The sequence below is a fragment of the Streptomyces cupreus genome (genome assembly GCF_014257025.1).
GTDB lineage: Bacteria > Actinomycetota > Actinomycetes > Streptomycetales > Streptomycetaceae > Streptomyces > Streptomyces cupreus.
Genome location: NZ_JACMSF010000043.1, coordinates 53,601 through 74,014 on the forward strand (window position 1 = coordinate 53,601; position 20,414 = coordinate 74,014).

Genomic DNA, 20,414 nt, shown 5'->3' on the forward strand with positions numbered 1-20,414 from the left:
CGCGCGTGCGTGGGCGGCGGCCGGGCGCCCGTTCCCGCGACGCGCGCGAGCGGCGGGCGCGATCACGTCCGCCGTATGGACGCACCGTGACGGGAGTGGAAAGCTCGAAGAACCGCGGGCGTCACCGGAGCCGCCACCGCACGCGGATCCGCATGTCCGCGCCCACAGAAGACCTCACCGTGCACGGGAGGCAAGGCCATGGGCGACAAGGCGAACGCACACCCCGGAGCCGCCGGCAGGGCAACAGCGGCCGACCACCCCGCGTCCGTACGGAATGTGGTGCTGGTCGGCCACTCCGGATCGGGCAAGACGACATTGGTGGAAGCTCTCGCACTCACCGCGGGGGCAGTGAACCGGGCGGGCCGCGTCGAGGACGGCGGCACCATTTCCGACTACGACGACATCGAGCACCGCCAGCAACGGTCCGTACAGCTCTCCCTGGTGCCCGTCGAATGGGACGGCATCAAGGTCAATCTTCTGGACACCCCCGGATACGCCGACTTCGTCGGGGAACTCAGGGCCGGTCTGCGGGCGGCGGACGCGGCCCTTTTCGTCGTCTCCGCCTCGGACGGCGTGGACGGCTCGACCCGCATGGTGTGGGAGGAGTGCGCGGCGGTCGGCATGCCGCGCGCCATCGTGATCACCCACCTGGAGGCCGCGCGGGCGGACTACGAGGAGATGACGCGGATCTGCGCGGACGCCTTCGGCGCCGACGACCCCGACGCCGTGCTCCCGCTGTATCTGCCGCTGCACGGCCCGCAGGCGCCGGACGGGCACGCGCCCGTGACCGGGCTGATCGGGCTGCTGTCGCAGAAGCTGTTCGACTACTCCTCCGGGGAGCGCAAGGAGTCCGAGCCGGGCGAGGACCTGCTGCCGGGGATCGAGGAGGCCCGCAACCGGCTCATCGAGGGGATCATCGCCGAGAGCGAGGACGAGACCCTCATGGACCGCTATCTCGGCGGCGAGCAGGTCGACGTCAAGACGCTCATCCAGGACCTGGAGCGCGCCGTCGCGCGCGGGGTCTTCTTCCCCGTCCTGGCCGCCGCCCCCGCGGCCGAGGGCGCCCGCCAGGGGCTCGGCACCGTCGAGCTGCTGGAGCTGATCACGGGCGGCTTCCCGACCCCGCTGGAGCGCGAGGCACCCCGGGTCACCACCGTCGACGGCAAGCCGCGCGAGCTGAAGCTGTGCGATCCGGACGGGCCGCTGGTCGCGGAGGTCGTGAAGACCGCGTCCGATCCCTACGTCGGCCGCGTCTCGCTCGTCCGCGTCTTCTCCGGCACCCTGCGCCCCGACGAGACGGTCCATGTCTCCGGGCACGGGCTCGCCGACCGCGGGCACGAGGACCACGACGTCGACGAGCGGATCGGCGCGCTGTCCCGGCCGTTCGGCAAGCAGCAGCGGGCCCTCACCCACTGCATCGCGGGCGACCTGGCGTGCGTGGCGAAGCTGAACCGCGCGGAGACCGGCGACACCCTCTCCGCCAAGGACGACCCGCTCCTGATGGAGCCCTGGGAGATGCCCGACCCACTGTTGCCGCTCGCCATCCAGGCGCACAGCAAGCAGGACGAGGACAAGCTCTCCCAAGGCCTGTCCCGGCTGGTCGCCGAGGATCCCACGATGCGTCTGGAGCAGAACCAGGACACCCACCAGGTGGTCCTGTGGTGCCTCGGCGAGGCCCACTCCGACGTCGCCCTGGAACGGCTGCGCAGCCGCTACGGCGTCCAGGTCGACGTCGTACCGCACCGGGTCTCCCTTCGGGAGACGTTCGCCGCCAAGTCGGCCGGGCGCGGGCGGCATGTGAAGCAGTCCGGCGGGCACGGGCAGTACGCGATCTGCGAGATCGAGGTCGAACCGCTGCCCGGCGGCTCGGGCATCGAGTTCGTGGACAAGGTGGTCGGCGGAGCGGTACCGCGGCAGTTCGTCCCGTCCGTCGAGAAGGGCGTACGCGCCCAGGCCGCCAAGGGCGTCGCGGCCGGCCATCCGCTCATCGACGTACGGATCACCCTGCTCGACGGCAAGGCGCACTCCGTGGACTCCTCCGACGCCGCCTTCCAGACGGCGGGTGCGCTGGCGCTGCGGGAGGCCGCGTCCGACGCGAGGATCCATCTCCTGGAGCCGGTCGCCGAGGTGAGCGTGCTGGTCGGCGACGAGTACGTGGGCGCCGTGATGAGCGACCTGTCCGGCCGGCGCGGCCGGGTGCTCGGCACCGAGCAGACCCCGGGCGGGCGCACGCTGGTCCGCGCCGAGGTGCCGGAGATCGAGATCGGCCGGTACGCCGTCGATCTGCGCTCCCTCTCGCACGGCACGGCCCGCTTCAACCGCTCCTACGCGCGGCACGAGCCGATGCCACCGCAGATCGCCGAGAGGATCCGTGAAGAGACCCGGGATTCCGCGTAGTTGGCACCGGGCACAACCCAGGTGGGGCCGAACGGGCCCCACCCGAAAGGCCTTTGTGGAACGCTCCCCTCCGCGTCGGCGGGCGGCTTCGGCCGTCCGCCGACGAACTGTCGGTGGCTGCGGATACGCTGATGACCTGATCAACAGGTGTGCCGGGCAAGGAAGTCGGGAAGGCCGCAGAACGACAGTGGGCGGCGATCGGGGGCGGGAATGACCGTTGACAGCGGTTACGGGGACATCTTCGGTCCCCAGGTGCCGCGCACGGGCGACGAGGGACAGACGGCGACGTTCGCGCTGGCCTCGGCGGCCTATCGCGACACCGACGTCGAGAAGATCCTGGACGCCAACAGCGAATGGCACCAGTCGGCCGTCAAGGCCGGCAAGATCAAGCTGTTCAAGCCGAACCTCGGCGAGGCCTTCTCCCGCGCGGTGGTCGACCGCATGGTCGGCCCCGGCCGCAAGCCGCTCATCCAGTCCTTCGGCGCCGAACCCCAGGTCGTCGTCGAGCACTGCCTCGCGGCCAACAACATCCGCAAGGAGCGCGACAACCGCCTGACCGTCGTCATGGTCCTGTGCGGAGTGCTCTTCCTGCCCGGACTGCTCGCCTGGCTGCTCGTCTTCCAGCTGCGCACCACCATGGCCAAGCGCGAGGACAAACGGGCCGGCGCCCTCGCCACCGCGCTGCTCGTCGCCGTCGGCGCCCTCGCCGTGATCTTCCTGATCCGGATGCCGTTCACCGGCTTCTGGGCCTGGTACGCGCGCGGGGCGGTAGCCCTCCCCGTCGTCGGCTGGTACCTGGCCAAGCAGATCTGCGAGCGTACGGCCAAGGACCTGCGCGAGCGCTGGGACGGCCTGCTGGCCGGCAGCAGCGTCGGCGCCAAGGTCCCGGAGGCCGTACCGAGCAGCCCCGGCGAGAACGCGGCCGAGCAACTGCGCCAGTCCCTGGCCAAGCTGAGCGCCGAACAGCAGTCCAACTCCGTGTTCTACGCCGGGCCCAAGGGCATCCTCGGCATGGGCACGCGGTGGGGCAGCTGGCAGCTCGCCGAGGACCTCGCCCCGGCCGACCCCGCCCGCGAGATCCACCCGTTCCGCAGCTGGGACGTCATCCGTTCCATCCACGACCAGCTGAAGATGCTGACCCGCGGCCCGTTGAACACCGGCGGCTTCACCCCGCCGTCCGTACGGCACTGGATCGTCACGCCGATCGGCGAGAACGCCAAGGCGGTGGCCCGGCCCGGCGGCACCGACGTCGAGGCCTACCAGGTCAAGCAGCACGCCATACAGGACATCTGCAACAAGCAGCAGTTCGGCGCGGGCGACCGGCACTACCTGGGCGTGCAGTGGACGCTGTGGGAGGGGCAGCTGGTGATCACCATGCTGATCACGGTCACCGTGCTGCACGAGACACTGCGCATCGAGGTCACCGGGCACGCGCTCGGCCCGGTTCACTCCCTGTTCACCTCGAAGTCCGAGGCGCCCACCAAGGAAGTCCAGAAGTCCCTCAAGCCCTGGGAGACCCGGACGATCAAGCTGCCGCTGGTCAACGCCGACGAGGTGGTCCGGCTCGCCGCCCGGGCCCCGCTCGGCTGGTACCCGCCGCTGCTGAACTGGCTCGGCGGCACCCTGAGCCTGCCCGAGCCGTTCGGCCTCCGGCACGCCTGGGCCGACAAGCCCTGGCGGCATCGCTTCATGGCCGACGACGCGCTGCGGGCGGCCACGCCGGTGCTGCGGGTCGTGCACGCGGCGGCGATCAGGGTGCTGGAGGAGAACGGCGTGGACACGGAGAAGTTCGGGGCGCGGTCCGCGTTCTTGAGTACGGCTGTGCAGGATCCGTCACCGAGAAAGGCCGACGTGTACGACGCGTAACCGTCAGGGGGAGCTCAGGCTCCCCCTCGACTCACACCGTCGGCCAGGCCTCCGCCAGCATCTTCCGTGTGTCCGCCAGCAACTGCGGCAGCACCTTCGTGTGCCCCACCACCGGCATGAAGTTCGTGTCGCCTCCCCAGCGCGGCACGATGTGCTGGTGGAGGTGGGCCGCGATGCCGGCGCCGGCGACCGTGCCCTGGTTCATGCCGATGTTGAAGCCGTGCGCCCCGGACGCGGTACGCAGCGCCGTCATCGCCTGCTTGGTCAGCGCCGCCAGCTCGATGGTCTCCGGCTCGGTGAGATCGGTGTAGTCCGCGACATGCCGGTAGGGCACGACCATGAGGTGGCCGCCGTTGTACGGGTACAGATTGAGGACCGCGTACACCTGCGCGCCGCGCTTGACGACCAGCCCGTCCTCGTCGGACTTGGCCGGGATCGAGCAGAAGGGGCAACCGTCGTCGGCGCCGGGGCCGGTCGGCTTGTTCTCACCCTGGATGTAGGCCATCCGATGGGGCGTCCACAGACGCTGGAACGCGTCCTGGATCCCCACTCCCCACTGCTGCTCCGGCTCACTCGTCATGCGTGCAGCATATGGCGTCGTCCGTTCCCGGCGTGTCGCCGGGGCGACGGGAAGGCCGCCACCGGCCAAGCTGGGCCAGTGGACGACGACAGCCCTTACGAGCGCTGGGAGCAGCGCACCGAGATCCCGCTGTTTCTGGCGTCGCTGCTCTTCCTGGCCGCCTACGCCGCCCGCGTCCTGGCGGTGAGCATGCCGTCCGTCTGGGAGAGCGTGTGCGGGTACACGATGCTCGCGCTCTGGGTGCTGTTCGCCGTGGACTACGTGGTGCGCTGGCGACTCCTCGGGGGGCGCTTGCTGCGCTTCGCCAGGACCCACTTCCTGCACACGGTCGTGGTCATCCTGCCGCTCCTGCGGCCGCTGCGGATCGTGCCGCTCTACGACGTCATCCAGCGCCGGCAGGGGGAGCCCCGGCTCTCCGTGCACGCGCGCGTGATCGCCTACGCGAGTCTGGCGACCCTGTTGCTCGGCTTTGCCGGTTCCCTCGCGGTCTACCAAGCGGAACGCGGAGCGCCGGGAGCCGACATGCGGACCTTCGGGGACGCGCTGTGGTGGGCCGCCGCGACCCTCACCACGGTCGGTTACGGCGACATCACCCCGGTGACCACGCGCGGCCGGACGATCGCGATCGGGATGATGGCCGGCGGCATGGCCCTGCTCGGCGCGGTGACGGGATCGTTCTCCTCCTGGCTCCTGCAGATCTTCTCCCGCGAGAGCGACAACAGGCCCCCGGGGAGCTGACCCCCCGAGGGCCTGGTGCAGTGCCGGATCAGACCTGCGCCCGCTCCTCGACGACCTTCGCGATCTTCGCGATGGCCTCGTCGAACGGGATGCCGTTCTCCTGCGAGCCGTCGCGGTAGCGGAAGGAGACGGCGTTGTTGGCCATGTCCTCGTCGCCTGCGATGACCATGAAGGGCACCTTCTGCTTCTGGGCGTTGCGGATCTTCTTCTGCATGCGGTCGGACGAGGAGTCCACCTCGACCCTGAGGCCCTTCTTCTTGGCGGCGGCGGCGAACTTCTCCAGGAAGTCCACGTGCCCGTCGCCGATCGGGATGCCGATCGCCTGGACGGGCGCGAGCCACGCCGGGAAGGCGCCCGCGTAGTGCTCCAGGAGCACCGCGAAGAACCGCTCGATGGAGCCGAACAGCGCTCGGTGGATCATGACCGGACGCTGCTTGGAGCCGTCCGCGGAGGTGTACTCCAGGTCGAAGCGCTCGGGCAGGTTGAAGTCGAGCTGGATGGTCGACATCTGCCAGGTACGGCCGATCGCGTCCTTGGTCTGGACGGAGATCTTCGGGCCGTAGAAGGCGGCGCCACCCGGGTCCGGGACCAGGGGCAGGCCCTGCTTCTCGGCGACCTGGCGCAGCGTCTCGGTCGCCTCCTCCCAGACCTCGTCGGAGCCGACGAACTTCTCCGGGTCCTTGGTGGAGAGCTCCAGGTAGAAGTCGGTCAGGCCGTAGTCACGCAGCAGGCCCAGGACGAAGGTGAGCGTCTTGTCGAGCTCCTCCGACATCTGCTCGCGCGTGCAGTAGATGTGCGCGTCGTCCTGCGTGAAGCCACGCGCGCGCGTGAGGCCGTGCACGACACCCGACTTCTCGTACCGGTACACGGTCCCGAACTCGAAGAAGCGCAGCGGCAGTTCACGGTACGAGCGGCCGCGCGCGTCGAAGATCAGGTTGTGCATCGGGCAGTTCATGGGCTTGAGGTAGTAGTCCACGCCCTCGTCGAGCTGCATGGGCGGGTACATGCCCTCGGCGTACCAGTCCAGGTGGCCCGACGTCTCGAAGAGCTTCCCCTTGGTGGCGTGCGGGGTGTAGACGAACTCGTAGCCCTCTTCCTCGTGCCGGCGGCGCGAGTAGTCCTCCATCACCCGGCGGACGATGCCGCCCTTGGGGTGGAAGACGGCGAGGCCGGAACCGATCTGCTCCGGGATGGAGAACAGGTCCAGCTCGTTGCCCAGCTTGCGGTGGTCGCGCTTCTCGGCCTCGGCGAGGAAGTCGAGGTACGCCTTCAGCTCGTCCTTGGACGGCCAGGCGGTGCCGTAGATGCGCTGGAGCATCGGGTTCTTCTCGCTGCCGCGCCAATAGGCGGCGGCGTTGCGCATCAGCTTGAACGCCGGGATCAGCCGGGTCGAGGGCAGGTGCGGACCGCGGCAGAGGTCCTTCCAGCACAGGTCGCCGGTCTTGGCGTCGAGGTTGTCGTAGATCGTCAGCTCGCCGGCGCCGACCTCGACGTCCGCGCCGTCGTCGGAGGAGGCGGAGCCCTTGAGGCCGATCAGCTCCAGCTTGTACGGCTCGTTCGCGAGCTCCTCGCGGGCGGCCTCGTCGGTGACGACGCGGCGGGCGAACTTCTGCCCGCGCTTCTGGATCTCCTGCATCTTCTTCTCGACGGCCTTGAGATCCTCGGGCGTGAACGGCTTCTCGACGTCGAAGTCGTAGTAGAAGCCGTCCTTGACCGGCGGGCCGATGCCGAGCTTGGCCTCGGGGAACAGCTCCTGCACGGCCTGCGCCATGACGTGCGCGGTGGAGTGGCGCAGGATGTTCAGACCGTCCTCGGAGGAGATCTCGACGCCCTCGACCTCCTCGCCGTCGGCCAGGACGTACGACAGGTCCTTGAGCTCGCCGCCCACGCGCGCGGCGATGATCGAGCGCTCGCCTGCGAAGAGGTCGGCGGCCGTAGTGCCCGTCGTCACCACGCGCTCTTCCCGCTCGGAATCGCGTTGGATGATCACACGGACGTCTGACACCGGTCTCTCCTGACTGAAGGTGGGGTGCGGCGCCATACCGGGAGCGCGCGCATTACGCGATCGTACCGACCCGCACCCACCCAGGGCGAAATCAGTCCCCTCCGCACGCCTCTTCGAAGAAGTCCAGATTCTCCTGGAGCGACTTCATCAGCCGGTCCCGCTCCGCCTCGTCGACCTGCACGGGTACGACGCCGGAGACGCCGGTGAGCTTGCGGAAGCCGCCCCGGCTCTCCAGCCGCCCGTGCACCCGCACCGGCAGTCCGACCAGGTGGGCGTGGCCGGCGATCCGGTAGGCCTCCTCGTCCAGGGTGAGCCGGACGTGCGGGATCTCGGCGCCGGCCAGCACCCGCAGACGTACCGTGCCCTCCCCACGTGGCCCCGATCTGCGCATCCGGACCACGGCGCCGGTGATGCGCACGGAGACGGAGGGCTCCTCGCGCAGATAGCGGGCCCCTGCTTCGCGCAGCACGGGCAGATCGCCCGGTGAGAACTCGACGGCCTCGGCGCCGGCCGCGCAGCCGTCGGGAACAGCGGCGGCGGGCGCCCACTCGACGGCGATGCGCGCGCCCTCGGTGCCCCGGACGAGGCCGATCAGAGCCTCGGTGAGCTCCCGGCTGACGCCCGCCTCGACGGCGCCGTCGAAGGCGTCCATGCCGCCGGTGGCCCGCCGGTAGTCGATGGCCTCGCGGGCGGCGTACAGCGCCTGGTGCAGGCGTACGGCGAGCGGGCGGCCCGAGCCCACGGGCACGAAGGCGGTCAGACTGCGGCCGCCTGCCGGGAAGCCGACCAGGACGTTCTCCAGCATCGCGGCGGCGGGGCGGCGGTGCCGGGCGCCGTAATAGCCCGCACGCGCGCGTGTGGCGAGAGCGGCGGCGAGGAGCGTCTGGCGCGCACAGGTGCGCAGTTGCTCCTCCACGGTCCAGGGCGTGGTGCCGGCGGGTCCGGTGGGCACGTCCCGCCACCAGCGGATCTCGTCGCTGGGCACGGCGAGCGAGACCAGCACCTCACGGGCGGAGGGGGTGCCGCTGCGGGAGAGGGCGACGAGGGCCTCGCCCAGCAGGTCGTCGCTGTCGGGGAAAGCGCGGTTCTCGGGCACGAGCAGGCTGGTCCCGCCGCCGCCAGGGCCTGGCGGGGTCCAACGGCCGTAGCGTCCGGTGGCGCCGCCGCGGCGCTGCCAGCCGTGCCGGTGCAGCAGGGCGCTGAGGACGGCGGGGTCGACCTGGTCGGGCTCGGGGGGACGGTGCCAGCCGACGGTGTCGACGGGGTGCGGCCTGACCGGCCGCAGGGGCTCCTCGATCGGGCGGTGCGTCATGGTCTGCCTCCCGTCCCGACCCGCGTCATGATCTCGCACAGCGCACGGTCGTCGAAGATGCGTGAGGTCGGGATCCGCACGGTGGTCCGGGTGCGGCCGGTGACCGGGTGGCCCGCGAGGTTGACCCAGTAGCAGCAGTGCCTGAGGTCGAGCCGGTCGTGGCTGGCGCGCAGCCAGTCGTCCTGGGACCGCGGGACGAGCATCACGACGAGGATCTTGTGCACGGAGACCGGGGTGCGGGCGAGCTTGCGCAGGTGGTCGTTGTCCAACGTGAAGGAGAAAGTGCGGCCCGGGGGGTTGGGCGGGATCTGGTAGGTGGCCTTGAGCTGCACCTTGATGGTGACCTCGTCGTCGACCGTGTGTCCGGGCGCGCTGTGACTGACGTGCCAGTCGATGCCGTTGTCCGGGAACGGCTGTGACAGCGAGCACCCCGCGGCTGCCGCGACCGCGTGCAAGTAGCCCACCTGCAAGGTCTCCATGCAGGCGGTGGTGGCGAGTGTGCCGCGATGGGGCCCCGTACGTTCGGGCAGCAGCCCGCCGCGCTCGGGCTGCGCTATCGCCATGACCAACAGCCTTCCAAGCCAAGTGAATCCCCGTGGCGAGCCGCTGAACTGCAAAGACCCGCACTCCTGTTGTGTCCTTCCGGCGTACGGCGCAAACAGCCCGGGTATCACCAAACGGGCAGAAGACGGTGCGTCAGCTGCCATGGCTGAACGAGGGGTTGTGTAGGTATGGCGAGCTGGTATGAGGGCCCGCTGGCGGCATTCGACACGGAGACGACGGGCGTGGACGTCGAGACCGACCGGATCGTCTCGGCGGCCGTCGTGATCCAGGACGCCCCGGGCACCCGGCCGCGGGTGACCCGGTGGCTGGTGAACCCGGGTGTGCCGGTGCCGGAGGCGGCGACGGCGGTGCACGGGCTGACGGAGGAACATCTCCAGCGCAACGGCCGCTGGCCGTCGCCGGTGATGCAGGAGATAGCCGAGGAACTGGCCGAACAGGCCGTCGCGGGCCGCCCGCTGGTGGTGATGAACGCGCCGTTCGACCTGACGATCCTGGATCGTGAGCTGCGCCGCCATCGGGCGTCGTCCCTCGACCACTGGTTCGAGACGAGCCCGCTGCTGGTGCTGGATCCGAGGGTCCTGGACAAGCATCTGGACCGCTATCGCAAGGGCCGGCGCACGCTGACCGACCTGTGCGCGCACTACGGGGTCACGCTGGACGGCGCGCATGACGCGGGCGCGGACGCGCTGGCCGCGCTGGATGTCGTACGGGCGGTGGGGCGCCGTTTCGCGGCGCGGCTCGAACGGCTCTCGCCCGCCGAACTGCACACGTTGCAGGCGGTGTGGCACGCGGCGCAGGCGCGGGGGCTCCAGGCGTGGTTCGCGCGCAGCGGCACGGAGGAGGCGGTGGACCCGGCGTGGCCACTGCGCCCGGATCTGCCGGCGGCGGCATAAAAGAAGCCGGTCCGTACGGATACGGACCGGCTTTCCTTCCGGGTGGGCGATACTGGGTTCGAACCAGTGACCTCTTCGGTGTGAACGAAGCGCTCTCCCACTGAGCTAATCGCCCGGGAACGCACTGAACAATACAGGTCTTCGCGGGTTTCCTTCAAACCGCTTCCAACTGGGCGGCCAGACCGCGTCGTCCGGCCCGCATCATCAGCCAGTGGTTGGCGCGGAAGACCGGCCGCCCGGGCACGGCCAGCATGCGCAGCAGCGGTTTGCGCACGTCGACGACCTGGTCGTAGCGGGCCAGGCAGCCCGTACCGTCCGGCGTGAGGGTCCAGCGCGCCCAGCCCTCCATGTCCCCTGACAGGGAGATCTCCAGCACCCCGGCCACCGGGTCGCGCCGCACCGCACGCGCGGTGAAGGTCATGCCGTACGGCAGGAGCGAACGCACGCGGATCACTCCGCTGACGTCGTCGATCCGGTTCACCTCGCGCACCTGGGGCCACCAGCGGGGGTAGTCCTCGACGCGCTCCAGGGCGTCGTAGACGACGGCCGGTGGCGCGGGCAGGGCCCACAGGCTGCGGAATCGGTAATGGGACCAGTCCATGCGCAGAGTCTGCCCGCGCGCGGGTGCCATGGGCGCATCTGAGTACGTTCTGAGTACGCGCACTCATGTCGCACGGCGTGACGCGGACCACACTCCGAGACATGACGCACATCCCGCCCCCCGCCGAGGAGTTGCGGCTCCTCGACGCCGAGCTGCGACAACTGGACGCCCGCCGGTCCCAGTTGCTCGCCCGCCGCGGCTGGTTGGTCGCCACCCTGGAGGCGGCCCGCCCCGCACCGGTCGCACCGCCGCGCCCCGAGGCATCGCCACCGCGCGTGCAGAACGTGCTCCTGATGCTCGGCGGCACCCTGCTCACCATCGCCGCGATGGCGTTCACGCTGGTCGGCTGGGGACACCTGGGCATCACCGGACGCGCCGCGGTGCTGGCCGTGATCACGGCGGCGGCGCTCGCGGCGCCGGTGCCGCTGCTGTCGCGCGGTCTGCGCTCGACGGCGGAGGCGGTGGCGGGGCTCGGTCTGGCGCTGACGCTGCTGGACGCGTACGCGCTGCACGAAGTCGCGTTGAGCGAGGTGGACGGCCTCGGCTATACGGCGGTCGCGGCGGCGGTGCTGGCGGCGCTCTGGACGGCGTACGGCCTGCTGCCGAGGACTGCCGAGCTGCGGCTGCCGCTGCCCGCCGCGCTGGCGGCGGCCCAACTGCCACTGTTGCTGTGGGCGTTGGCGGCGGACGCCGGACCGTACTGGCTGGCCTCCGCGCTGCTGATCACGGCCGGTTTCGACACAGCTGTGGCGCTCCGGGTGCCCGCCCGTTCCGTACGGATCGCCGCCACCGTCGGCGCGTACGGCATGGGCGCCGGGGGCGTGCTGACGGCCGGGGGTCTGTCCTGGACGGCCACCGGTCCGAGCGCCGCCGCCCGTGCGGCGGCGCTCCTCCTCCTCGCCGCCGCGATCGCCCTGACGGCGGCCTGGCGCACGGCGAGACTGACGGCGCCCATCGGCGGACTGCTGCTGGTCGCGGCGGTGGGCAGCGTGCCTCGCGTGACGCTGCCGGAGGTGTGGACGGTGCCGGTGTATCTGGCGTGCGGGGTGGCCCTGTTGACGGCACTGCGCGTCCAGCGCCTCCCCGATCCCGTACGACAGGGCCTCGTCCAGGCGTCGGCCGGCGTCCAGGGCCTCGCCCTTGTGTGGGCGCTGCCCCTGGTGGCCGTCACCCTGCTGGGCCCGCTCGCCTGGATCGACCGCCCCTGGTCCGGCGCACCGTCGGACGTACGGGCCGCGGTGACGGCCGAGGTGCCCTGGCCCCCGCTGTCGGAGACGGCCCCGCTGGTCCTGGCCACCGTCGCCGCTGTACTGGCGCTCACGGCTCGCCCCGGGGCGAGGACGGCGGCGCTGGTCCTGGCATGGGCGACGGCGCTCGTGCTGCCGCCGGTGCTGGAACTGCCGTACGAGGCGGGCCTGTTGGTGGCATTGTCGGTGACGGCCCTCGCCGCGATCCCGACAGCGCCGACGGCCACGATCCTCGCCGTGGCCACCTCACTCCACGCGGCGCTCCTCGCCCTGGCCACGCAGTCCTCGACCCTGGCAGTGCTCAGCACGCTGACGCTGCTGTTCGCGGCGGCCTCCTGGCGCAGCGCCCTCGTGGCGGCACCGACAGCCCTCGCCTACGCCACCGCCCTGACCTGCGCGATCGGCGCCGCCGCGGACTGGGCACCGCAGCACACGGCCCTGCTGGTCCTGACGGTCCCGGTGGCGGCCGCCCTGCTCGCCGCGCGCCTCGGCGGCGACAGCCGGACGACCCTCCCGGTCGAGGTGACGGGCGCCGCGGCAGGACTGCTCGCCGTGGGCCTCACGATCACCGACCCGCCCCTGCTCGCGCTGGTGCTCGCCCTGTGCGGAGTGATCACCGCGGCCACGGCGCTACGGCCGGACCGCCGCCCCGTCGCCTACGCCTCCACCGCCCTGTTCGTCCTGGCCACCTGGGTCCGCCTGGCAGCCTGGGAGGTCGACACACCGGAGGCGTACACGCTCCCGGTGACGATCCCCGCGCTGCTCGTCGGCGCCCTGCGCAGGCGCCGCGACCCACAGACGTCGTCGTGGACGGCGTACGGGCCGGGCCTGACCGCGACCCTGCTGCCGAGCCTGATCGCGGCCTGGTCCGACCCGCACTGGACGCGCCCCCTCCTGCTCGGCCTGGCGGCCCTGTCGCTCACCCTGCTGGGCGGCGGCCACCAGCTCCAGGCACCGCTGCTGCTCGGCGGCGCGACCCTGCTCCTGGACGCCCTGCACGAACTCGCCCCCTACCTGATCCAGGTAGCGGGCGCCCTCCCCCGCTGGGCCCCGCCCGCTCTGGCAGGCCTCCTGCTCCTGGCGCTCGGCGCGACGTACGAACAGCGCATCCGCGACGCACAGCGACTCCGGGACATGCTGACAAAGCTGCGCTGAAAGAGGGCGCGGGGAACTGCGCGACCAGCCACAACGGACGCGCGGTTCCCCGGCGACCTCAGCGGAGCGTCACGGCATCCTGTGCCCGAGCAACGCCAGGTTCTCAATGGCGGCCAGCCCGTAAAGCGCCGTGTCATTGGTGGAAATCCACGTCGCCTCGCTGCCCGCCACCAAGGTGACCGGCCCGCTCAGCTTCTCCGTCTTCCAGGGCGCCGACTCCTTGTATCCGTCGGAGTTGTAGAACTTCTGCCACGCGCGCGTGGCGAGCTTCTCGTCCCCGGTCTTGACGGCCGCGTAGGCGTCTAGGCGCGAGTGCCCCTGGAACAGCAGCAGCGTCCCGAAGTTGGAGCCGTACCGCGCCGCCTGCTCGGCCTTGGTGGCGTTGAAGTAGCGGCAGTAGTCGAAGTACGCCTCGTTGAACTTCGGCATGTCGACAAGGTCGATGAGCTCGGCGCACAGTTCGTTGAGACCGAAGACGGCGGACAGATGGGAGACGCCCACCACCGGCTTCTCCGCGATGGCGAACCTCCCGGTGTCCAGGTCGTACAGCCCGGTCCCCTGCACAAACCCGTTCGGCTGCGCGGCGATCGTCTCCATGGTCGACAGCACGCGCGCCTTGGCCTTCTCCCACTTCGGTCCCTTGCGCTCCCACTCCGTCAGCCAGGCCGACACCAGACCGCTCCAGTCCGTGCCGAAACCGATCGACAGCGCGTGCCGGTCGGGTGTGTAGGGCTCGGTGCGGATCTTGCGGATCGGGTCGAGGACGAGGAACGTCTCGTCGGAGTCGACGTTGGCGTGCATGAGGTCGCCGACGCGTTCGTCGCCGGTGAGGAAGTAGTAGTAGCGGCGGTACGTGGTGTTGGCGATGCGCTGCTGCTTGGCGCTGTCGGCGTAGTGCTGCACACCGTGCCGGGTGCCGAGGCCCGCCCATTCGCCGAGGTGGTAGACGTCGACCTCGCCGGTGTGCCGGGTCATCGCCTCGGCGAAGCGGAAGATGTCGGCGCGGCCCGAGCGCAGATACGCGAACCAGAGCCAGAGGTCCGGGGACAGCTCGGAGTTGTCCCAGGCGTAGCCGCCGATGTCGTACCGCCACTGGTGCCGGACGGTGTCATAGGTGTGCATGATGTCGCCGTAGTCCCAGAAGCCGTACCAACGACGCATCTCCACCTGGTCCTTGTAGTAGGTGAAGAGGAAGTCGAGGTGGTCCTCGATCTTGGCCTTGGCGGGGGTGGAGCGGTCGGGCTCGGAGTACAGGCCGGGGCCGAAGACGCCGGCCTTGATGAGCTGCTTGGGCGGCGCGGCGAGCTGCGGCAACACTCGGACGGCCTCGACCTGTTGGGCCAGCGCGTCCGCCGACGGGGTCGACTCGTTGGCCCAGAAGAGGAGTTCGGAGGTGCGGGCGATGCCGTAGGGGGTGCCGAAGCCGGGTTCGTAGTCCTCGTAGGTGATGTTGAGGCCTTCGAGCTGCTCGGGGAAGGTGTCCTGGCCCATGCCGTCGTGGTAGAAGCGCAGGTCCATGGGCTGCGCCTCGGGCGACCAGAGCCAGAGGGTGACCTCGGCCTCGTCGGTGTGGGCGTCGCGGATGTCGAGCTGTGCGGGGAACTTCTCCCAGAAGTCCCTGAGGCCGAAGGAGAATCCGCCGCTGACACCACCGACGTAACCGAAGCCGTTCGCTCGCCCGCCACCGCCGGCGCCGATCCAGCCGTAGCCCTTCTTGGTCCGCTTGCGCAGGGTGAAGCCGTCGGCGGAGAGCTGGGAGAGGGTGTAGTCGCCCCACTCGGGGATGTACTGCAGGCGGGTGGTGACCCGCTGGTCCCAGGTGGCGGGGTCGGGCAGCTTCTTGCCCTCGAACTGGGCCGTCTGGACGGCCGCGCCGGGGTCTCGGCGCAGTCCGGTGATGCCCTTGACGGCCTCGCGGAGCATGCCGGTGCCCTCGCCGCCGATGCGGATGTGGCGGTCGTAGGACTGGTCGCGCATGGGGACGGTGAAGCGGACGCCGAGGCCGCGGATGAAGTCGCCGCCGGCCTTGCCGGGTTCCTGGGTGCCGTCGTAGGTGATGGTGTGCACCATGCGGAAGGAGTCGGCGCCGGCGTAGAAGTACAGGCGGATGGAGAACGGCAGCCAACTGCGGTCGCCCTTGCGGTGCTTGCCGTCGATGCGGACGACCGCGCGGACGGGACCCTCCTGTTCCACGGTGACCTCGGAGATGGCGCCGTCGAAGCGCTCGGTCTTCACCGCGCCCTGGTCGCCGTCCTCGATCTCGGGCTGGCGGATCAGGACGAGCCTGCCGTTCTTGGCGATCTCGGTGGAGCCGCGTGTGACGGACTTGACCAGCGTGGCGCCGGACGTGCCGATCTTCGCGGTGATCACACCGGTCGATATGTCGATGGTGCCGCCGCTCTTGTCGACGGTGACCTTCTTCTCGGGGGCGGCGGGCTCGCCCGCGGCGAGGGTGAGCTTGCCGGAGCCGCCCGAACTCACCGCGTGCGCGGTCCACTTGAGGGAGCCGTCGGGCCAGTAGGCGAGCGGCCAGGTCTGGACGGGCACGGCCTTGCCGTCCGCGTCCGTCAGGGCGAAGGTCTGGTCCTCCTGGAAGGCGCCCTTCGGCCAGGGCACACCGAGGGTCGAGCCGGGCGCCGCGCCGAGGCCGCCGTCCTCCAGCCAGTCCAGGGTGACCGGGTCGCCGTCACCGGCCGCGGCTCTGGGCGCGGCCTGCGCGTCCTTGGCCCCTAGTGCCCAACTGAACTGCGCGGCGGCGCCGGCGACGGCGGCCGCTTTGAGGAGGGACCTGCGAGGGATGGGGGACATGACCGTTCCTTCCGTGCGGGTGGGATGGGCAGGGGCATGACAGAGAGAGGTACGGCGCCGAGGGCGCCGACCTGGTGCGAGGGCACCGCTCGTCAGCGGTGCCGGTACCGCGTCTCCACGGCGACGGCCGCCGCGGCGACGGCTCCGACCACCGGGACCGCGAGCGGTGCGATGAACGCGGCGGACAGGGCCACGACGGCAAGACCGGCGATGATCAGAAAGGAGCCGGCGGGGTCGAGCACGGTCCGGCGCCCGGCGTCCGCGAGCAGCACCCGCCAGGAGACGCCGGGCGTCCAGACGGCCGCCGCCCGCAGCAGGGCCACGGCAAGACCGATCAGCGCGAACAGTCCGACGGCCCCGACGAGCGGCCCGCCGGGCAGCCCGGCCCGCGCGGCCTGGACGTCCACCCAGACCGCGCCGGCCGCCACCCAGCCGACGACCCCGACGATCCACCCCCGGCGCACCGCCGCCCGGAAGTCGGCGACGAACTCCCGCCGGCCGCCGGCCTCATGGGCGGTACGGCGCCGCAGATGCCGTGCGCCGGCGGCGAAGGCGGCGGGGTAGGTGACGACCCCGAGGCAGGCCACGGCGATCCACACGCCGGTGAGCAGAGCCTCGGCGAAGAGAGCGAACCGCTCGCCGAACATGGACTCCTTGCGGGCCTTCATGCGCGCCTCGGCCATGCTCAGCCCTTCAGTCCGGAGGTGGCCATGCCGTCGATCAGATACCGCTGGAAGGCCATGAAGAAGGCGATGACCGGCACCAGCGCCACCAGCGACATCGCGATCATGCTGCCGTAGTTGGAGATGCCCTCCTGGTCGCGGAACATCATCAGGCCGAGCGACACGGTGTACTTCTCGGGGGTGTTGAGGTAGATCAACGGCCCCATGAAGTCGTTCCAGGCGTTGATGAAGGTGAAGATGGCGCTGGTGATGATGGCCGGGCGGCACAGCGGGAGCACGATGGACCAGTAGGTCCGGAAGTGCCCGCAGCCGTCCAGCTTGGCGGCCTCGTCCAGCTCGCGCGGCAGCCCGCGCATGAACTGCACCATCAGGAAGACGAAGAACGCCTCCACGGCCAGGAACTTGCCCGCGACGAGCGGCACCAGCGTGTCGATGAGTTCGAGCTTGCGGAACATCACGTACTGCGGGATGAGCAGCACGTGATACGGCAGCAGCAGCGTGCCGATCATCAGCGTGAACAGCAGGTTCCGCCCGGCGAACCCGATCTTGGCGAAGGCGTAGGCGGTGAGCGAGCTGGACACCACGACACCGACCACGGCCAGGACCGCGTACATCAGCGAGTTCATGAAGAAGCTGCTGATGGAGATGCCGGAGATGCCGTCGGCGAGCCCGGAGAAGTTCGCCCAGACCGGCTTCGCGGGCAGCAGGTCGAGGCTGGCGATGATGTCCTTGCTCGGCTTGAACGCGGCGCCGACGACCCAGATCACGGGATACAGGACGACCGCGAGGATGAGCAGCGCGCCCACGTGCCAGACGATCGATCCGGTGCGCTTGCGCTCGTTCGCGGTGCGCACGGCGGGGCTGGTGGCGGTGGTCACTTGGCGGCCTCCTCGTAGTGCACCCACTTCTTCTGCGACCAGAACAGGACCGCCGTGACCAGCGCCACCGCGACCACCAGCGTCCAGGCCATCGCGGAGGCGAAGCCCATCTGGGCCTCCTTGAAGCCCTTCTGGTAGAGGTAACAGGTGTAGACGAGCGTGGCGTCGGCGGGCCCGCACCGGGTGTCGGAGACGACGTAGGCGGAGCCGAACACCTGGAAGGCGTGGATGGACTCCAGCAGCACGTTGAAGAAGAGCACCGGGGAGATCATCGGCAGCGTGATGTTCCAGAACCGCCGCAGCGGTCCGGCCCCGTCGACCTCGGCGGCCTCGTACAGCTCCCGCGGGACCTGCTTGAGGCCGGCCAGGAAGATGACCATCGGCGCGCCGAACTGCCAGATGCTCAGGGCCACCAGGGCGTGGATGACGTAGTCCGGGTTGCCGATCCAGCCGCCCACGTCGAGACCGAAGATCTTCTGCGTACGGTCCACGATCGCGTCGTCGGAGAACAGCGCCCGCCACACGAAGCCCACGGAGACGCTGGCGCCGATGAGCGAGGGCATGTAGAACGCGGCCCGGTACAGGCCCTGTCCGCGCCTGCTCTGCGCGAGCAGCAGCGCGACGCCGAGCGCGAGCAGCAGCTTCAGCGGTGTGGCCACGACGACGTACTTCAGCGTGACCTCGACCGACTTCTGCCAGCGCGGGTCCTGGAACATCGTCGTGAAGTTGTCCAGGCCCACCCACTTGGGCGGCGTGAACAGGTTGTAGCTGGTGAACGCGTAGTACAGCGACGCGATCATCGGCCCCGCCGTGAGCAGCAGGAACCCCGCGATCCACGGCGACATGAAGAGATAGCCGGCGAGGTTCTCGCGGCGCCGCCCGCGCCGCCCGGCGGCGGGTGCGGCGGACCGCTTCCCGGCCGGGCGCGCGGGCGCTTCCTTGACGAGCGTCATGGTGGTACGTCCCCTCAGCCCGCGAACGCGGCCTTGGCCTCGCTGAACAGCGCCTTGGCGGCGTCGGCCGGCTTGGTCTTGCCCTGGGCGACCTCGCCGCCGAGCCGCAGGAACGCCGCCTCGATGACATCGGCGCCGGACGGGTGCGGGGTGATCTTCCCGAGCACACCGGCCGCAGCGACCTCCTCCTCGTACGCCTTGACGCCCTTGTTGTTGTCGTCGGTGGGCGTGAACGCCTCGTACTGCTCGGTCGTGGCGAGGATGCCGCGGTCGTAGCCCATGATCTTGCCGACCTCGGGGTCATGGACCATGAAGTCGATGAACTGGGCGACCTCCTTGGGGTGCTTGGTCCCGGAGAAGGCGCTGAGCATCAGCGAACCGAGGTACTGGCCGGTGTTCTTGCCGTCCGTGGTGGGGATCGGCGCGAGCCCGTAGTCCGACTCGCCCTCGCCCTCGTAGCGGATCGAGAAGTTGTCCCAGGTGAACTCGCCCGCGGCAAGTCCGGCCGAGAGCGCGGACTTGGGCTTGACCTGCTCGACCTTCTTCGGGTCGGCGACGAGCCCGGAGCGCACGCGCTTGTAGCCGTCCTCCCACCACTGCGTCAGATCGTCCTCGGTGAAGCCGAGATCGGCGTCGGTGAAGAAGGCCTTGCCGTTCTGACGCAGATACAGGTCGTAGAGGTACATGATGGAGAAGTAGCCGGTGTCACCGGCGATCTTCGCCTTGTCCTGGATCGTCTGGAGCGTGTCGAAGTACTCGTCCCAGGTCCAGCCCATCTTCGCCTCGACACCCGCCTTCTTGAAGGCCTTGAGGTCGATGACGAGCGCCATGGTGTTGGCGCCGACGGGGATACCGATCTGCTTGCCGTCGACCTGACCGTTCGCCAGAACGCCGTTGCGGAAGTTCTCCAGGCTCAGATTCCCCGCGTCCGCCTGCGTCTTGAGATCCATCAGAACGCCGCGCTTGTCGTACTTGCGCAGAAAGCCGACCGCATTCTGGAAAACGTCCGGGGGATTCCCGCCGGAGGCCTGGGTCTGGAACTTCTCCCAGAACGCCTCGTAGTCGGTGAATTCCGGCTTGATCTTGACCTTCGGGTACTTCTTCTCGAAGAGCGCGATCGTCTTCTTGATGGCGATGGTGCGCGGCTCGCCACCCCACCAGGCGTAACGGAGCGTTACCGTCCCGTCGCCGGAACCACTGTCGCCTCCGCACCCGGTCGTCGCCGCCAGCCCGAGCGTGGCCGCCGATGCACCGGCCGCCTTCAGGATCGTACGCCTCTCAACATTCCTGCTGGTTCCCACAGTCGGGCCCTCCCCGCAGCGTCGTTGCCGCCTGCATGAATCGTTTCAAGTAAGCGCTTGCTGGCACAAGTTACGGAGGGCCTCGGGGTGCGTCAATGATTCGGACAGGAATTTCTTGCGGCGGGGACGGGCCAGTTGGGCGCCCATGGGGGCAACGACGAGCGCCCTGCGGGGAGTTACCGCAGGTGGGGCGCGTGGGCTCGGCCGACCGAACGGGATGTGGGGCGCCGGACGCGGAGACCGCTCGGCCGAAAGTCGTCCCGAGCGACGGAAGGTCCACGGCCGCCCCGAACGACGACGGCCCGTCTGCTCTGAGGCAGACGGGCCGATGTCCCGGGTGGGCGATACTGGGTTCGAACCAGTGACCTCTTCGGTGTGAACGAAGCGCTCTCCCACTGAGCTAATCGCCCGGGCGCAGGAAGAACATTACCCC

15 protein-coding genes and 2 tRNA genes are annotated in these 20,414 nt (G+C 70.2%); 5 read left to right on the plus strand and 12 right to left on the minus strand.

Translation table 11 applies throughout. The annotated features are described in order from the left end of the window. Positions 1 to 198 precede the first annotated feature (198 nt). Together H4N64_RS31515 and H4N64_RS31520 are read left to right on the plus strand one after the other, a co-directional pair. Positions 199 to 2,397 (plus strand): elongation factor G-like protein EF-G2, encoded by a 2,199-nt coding sequence (locus tag H4N64_RS31515; RefSeq protein WP_186285845.1) that lies wholly within the window; start codon positions 199 to 201, stop codon positions 2,395 to 2,397. A 210-nt stretch (positions 2,398 to 2,607) separates the two neighbouring features. After that, the gene (locus H4N64_RS31520) at positions 2,608 to 4,263 is read left to right on the plus strand and encodes a hypothetical protein (protein WP_186285846.1); all 1,656 of its coding nucleotides are present in this window, start codon (positions 2,608 to 2,610) and stop codon (positions 4,261 to 4,263) included. A 31-nt stretch (positions 4,264 to 4,294) separates the two neighbouring features. On the opposite strand, the gene H4N64_RS31525 is transcribed toward H4N64_RS31520, so the two are convergent. Beyond that, positions 4,295 to 4,843: an HIT family protein gene (locus tag H4N64_RS31525; protein ID WP_186285847.1), complete on the minus strand. Its 549-nt coding sequence runs from the start codon at positions 4,841 to 4,843 to the stop codon at positions 4,295 to 4,297. A 78-nt stretch (positions 4,844 to 4,921) separates the two neighbouring features. Here H4N64_RS31525 and H4N64_RS31530 point away from each other — a divergent pair, with 78 nt between their 5' ends. Then, positions 4,922 to 5,581 carry an ion channel gene (locus H4N64_RS31530; RefSeq protein ID WP_186285848.1) on the plus strand — a complete coding sequence of 220 codons (660 nt, stop codon included), beginning with the start codon at positions 4,922 to 4,924 and terminating at the stop codon, positions 5,579 to 5,581. A 28-nt stretch (positions 5,582 to 5,609) separates the two neighbouring features. On the opposite strand, the gene thrS is transcribed toward H4N64_RS31530, so the two are convergent. The 3 genes from thrS to H4N64_RS31545 form a co-directional block, all read right to left on the minus strand. Then, positions 5,610 to 7,586 carry a threonine--tRNA ligase gene (gene thrS, locus H4N64_RS31535; protein ID WP_186285849.1) on the minus strand — a complete coding sequence of 659 codons (1,977 nt, stop codon included), beginning with the start codon at positions 7,584 to 7,586 and terminating at the stop codon, positions 5,610 to 5,612. A 91-nt stretch (positions 7,587 to 7,677) separates the two neighbouring features. Then, positions 7,678 to 8,898, minus strand: coding sequence for a hypothetical protein (locus H4N64_RS31540; protein WP_186285850.1), 1,221 nt, complete (start codon positions 8,896 to 8,898; stop codon positions 7,678 to 7,680). Next, complete coding sequence (locus H4N64_RS31545) at positions 8,895 to 9,461, minus strand: DUF4365 domain-containing protein (RefSeq protein ID WP_186285851.1); 567 nt, start codon at positions 9,459 to 9,461, stop codon at positions 8,895 to 8,897. The genes H4N64_RS31540 and H4N64_RS31545 overlap by 4 nt, the downstream gene beginning before the upstream one ends. A gap of 168 nt (positions 9,462 to 9,629) precedes the next feature. Here H4N64_RS31545 and H4N64_RS31550 point away from each other — a divergent pair, with 168 nt between their 5' ends. Next, positions 9,630 to 10,355, plus strand: coding sequence for a 3'-5' exonuclease (locus H4N64_RS31550; protein ID WP_186285852.1), 726 nt, complete (start codon positions 9,630 to 9,632; stop codon positions 10,353 to 10,355). A gap of 43 nt (positions 10,356 to 10,398) precedes the next feature. On the opposite strand, the gene H4N64_RS31555 is transcribed toward H4N64_RS31550, so the two are convergent. Together H4N64_RS31555 and H4N64_RS31560 are read right to left on the minus strand one after the other, a co-directional pair. Beyond that, a tRNA-Val gene (locus tag H4N64_RS31555) sits at positions 10,399 to 10,470 on the minus strand. 39 nt (positions 10,471 to 10,509) lie between these two features. Next, positions 10,510 to 10,956, minus strand: coding sequence for an SRPBCC family protein (locus H4N64_RS31560; RefSeq protein WP_186285853.1), 447 nt, complete (start codon positions 10,954 to 10,956; stop codon positions 10,510 to 10,512). A gap of 65 nt (positions 10,957 to 11,021) precedes the next feature. Between H4N64_RS31560 and H4N64_RS31565 the strand changes: the two genes are divergently transcribed. Then, positions 11,022 to 13,358, plus strand: coding sequence for an SCO7613 C-terminal domain-containing membrane protein (locus H4N64_RS31565; protein ID WP_186285854.1), 2,337 nt, complete (start codon positions 11,022 to 11,024; stop codon positions 13,356 to 13,358). 69 nt (positions 13,359 to 13,427) lie between these two features. Here H4N64_RS31565 and H4N64_RS31570 read toward each other — a convergent pair whose 3' ends face one another. The 6 genes from H4N64_RS31570 to H4N64_RS31595 form a co-directional block, all read right to left on the minus strand. Next, positions 13,428 to 16,166 (minus strand): exo-rhamnogalacturonan lyase family protein, encoded by a 2,739-nt coding sequence (locus tag H4N64_RS31570; RefSeq protein ID WP_186285855.1) that lies wholly within the window; start codon positions 16,164 to 16,166, stop codon positions 13,428 to 13,430. A gap of 92 nt (positions 16,167 to 16,258) precedes the next feature. Next, positions 16,259 to 16,849, minus strand: a complete 591-nt coding sequence (locus H4N64_RS31575) for a hypothetical protein (protein ID WP_186285856.1) — start codon at positions 16,847 to 16,849, stop codon at positions 16,259 to 16,261. Positions 16,850 to 16,851: 2 nt separating this feature from the next. Then, positions 16,852 to 17,727: an ABC transporter permease subunit gene (locus H4N64_RS31580; RefSeq protein ID WP_186285857.1), complete on the minus strand. Its 876-nt coding sequence runs from the start codon at positions 17,725 to 17,727 to the stop codon at positions 16,852 to 16,854. After that, on the minus strand, positions 17,724 to 18,680 hold the full coding sequence (locus H4N64_RS31585; protein WP_186285858.1) for a carbohydrate ABC transporter permease: 957 nt from the start codon (positions 18,678 to 18,680) through the stop codon (positions 17,724 to 17,726). The genes H4N64_RS31580 and H4N64_RS31585 overlap by 4 nt, the downstream gene beginning before the upstream one ends. A gap of 14 nt (positions 18,681 to 18,694) precedes the next feature. Next, positions 18,695 to 19,981, minus strand: a complete 1,287-nt coding sequence (locus H4N64_RS31590) for an extracellular solute-binding protein (protein ID WP_186285859.1) — start codon at positions 19,979 to 19,981, stop codon at positions 18,695 to 18,697. Positions 19,982 to 20,319: 338 nt separating this feature from the next. After that, positions 20,320 to 20,391 (minus strand) — tRNA-Val (locus H4N64_RS31595). Between the last annotated feature and the right edge of the window lie 23 nt (positions 20,392 to 20,414).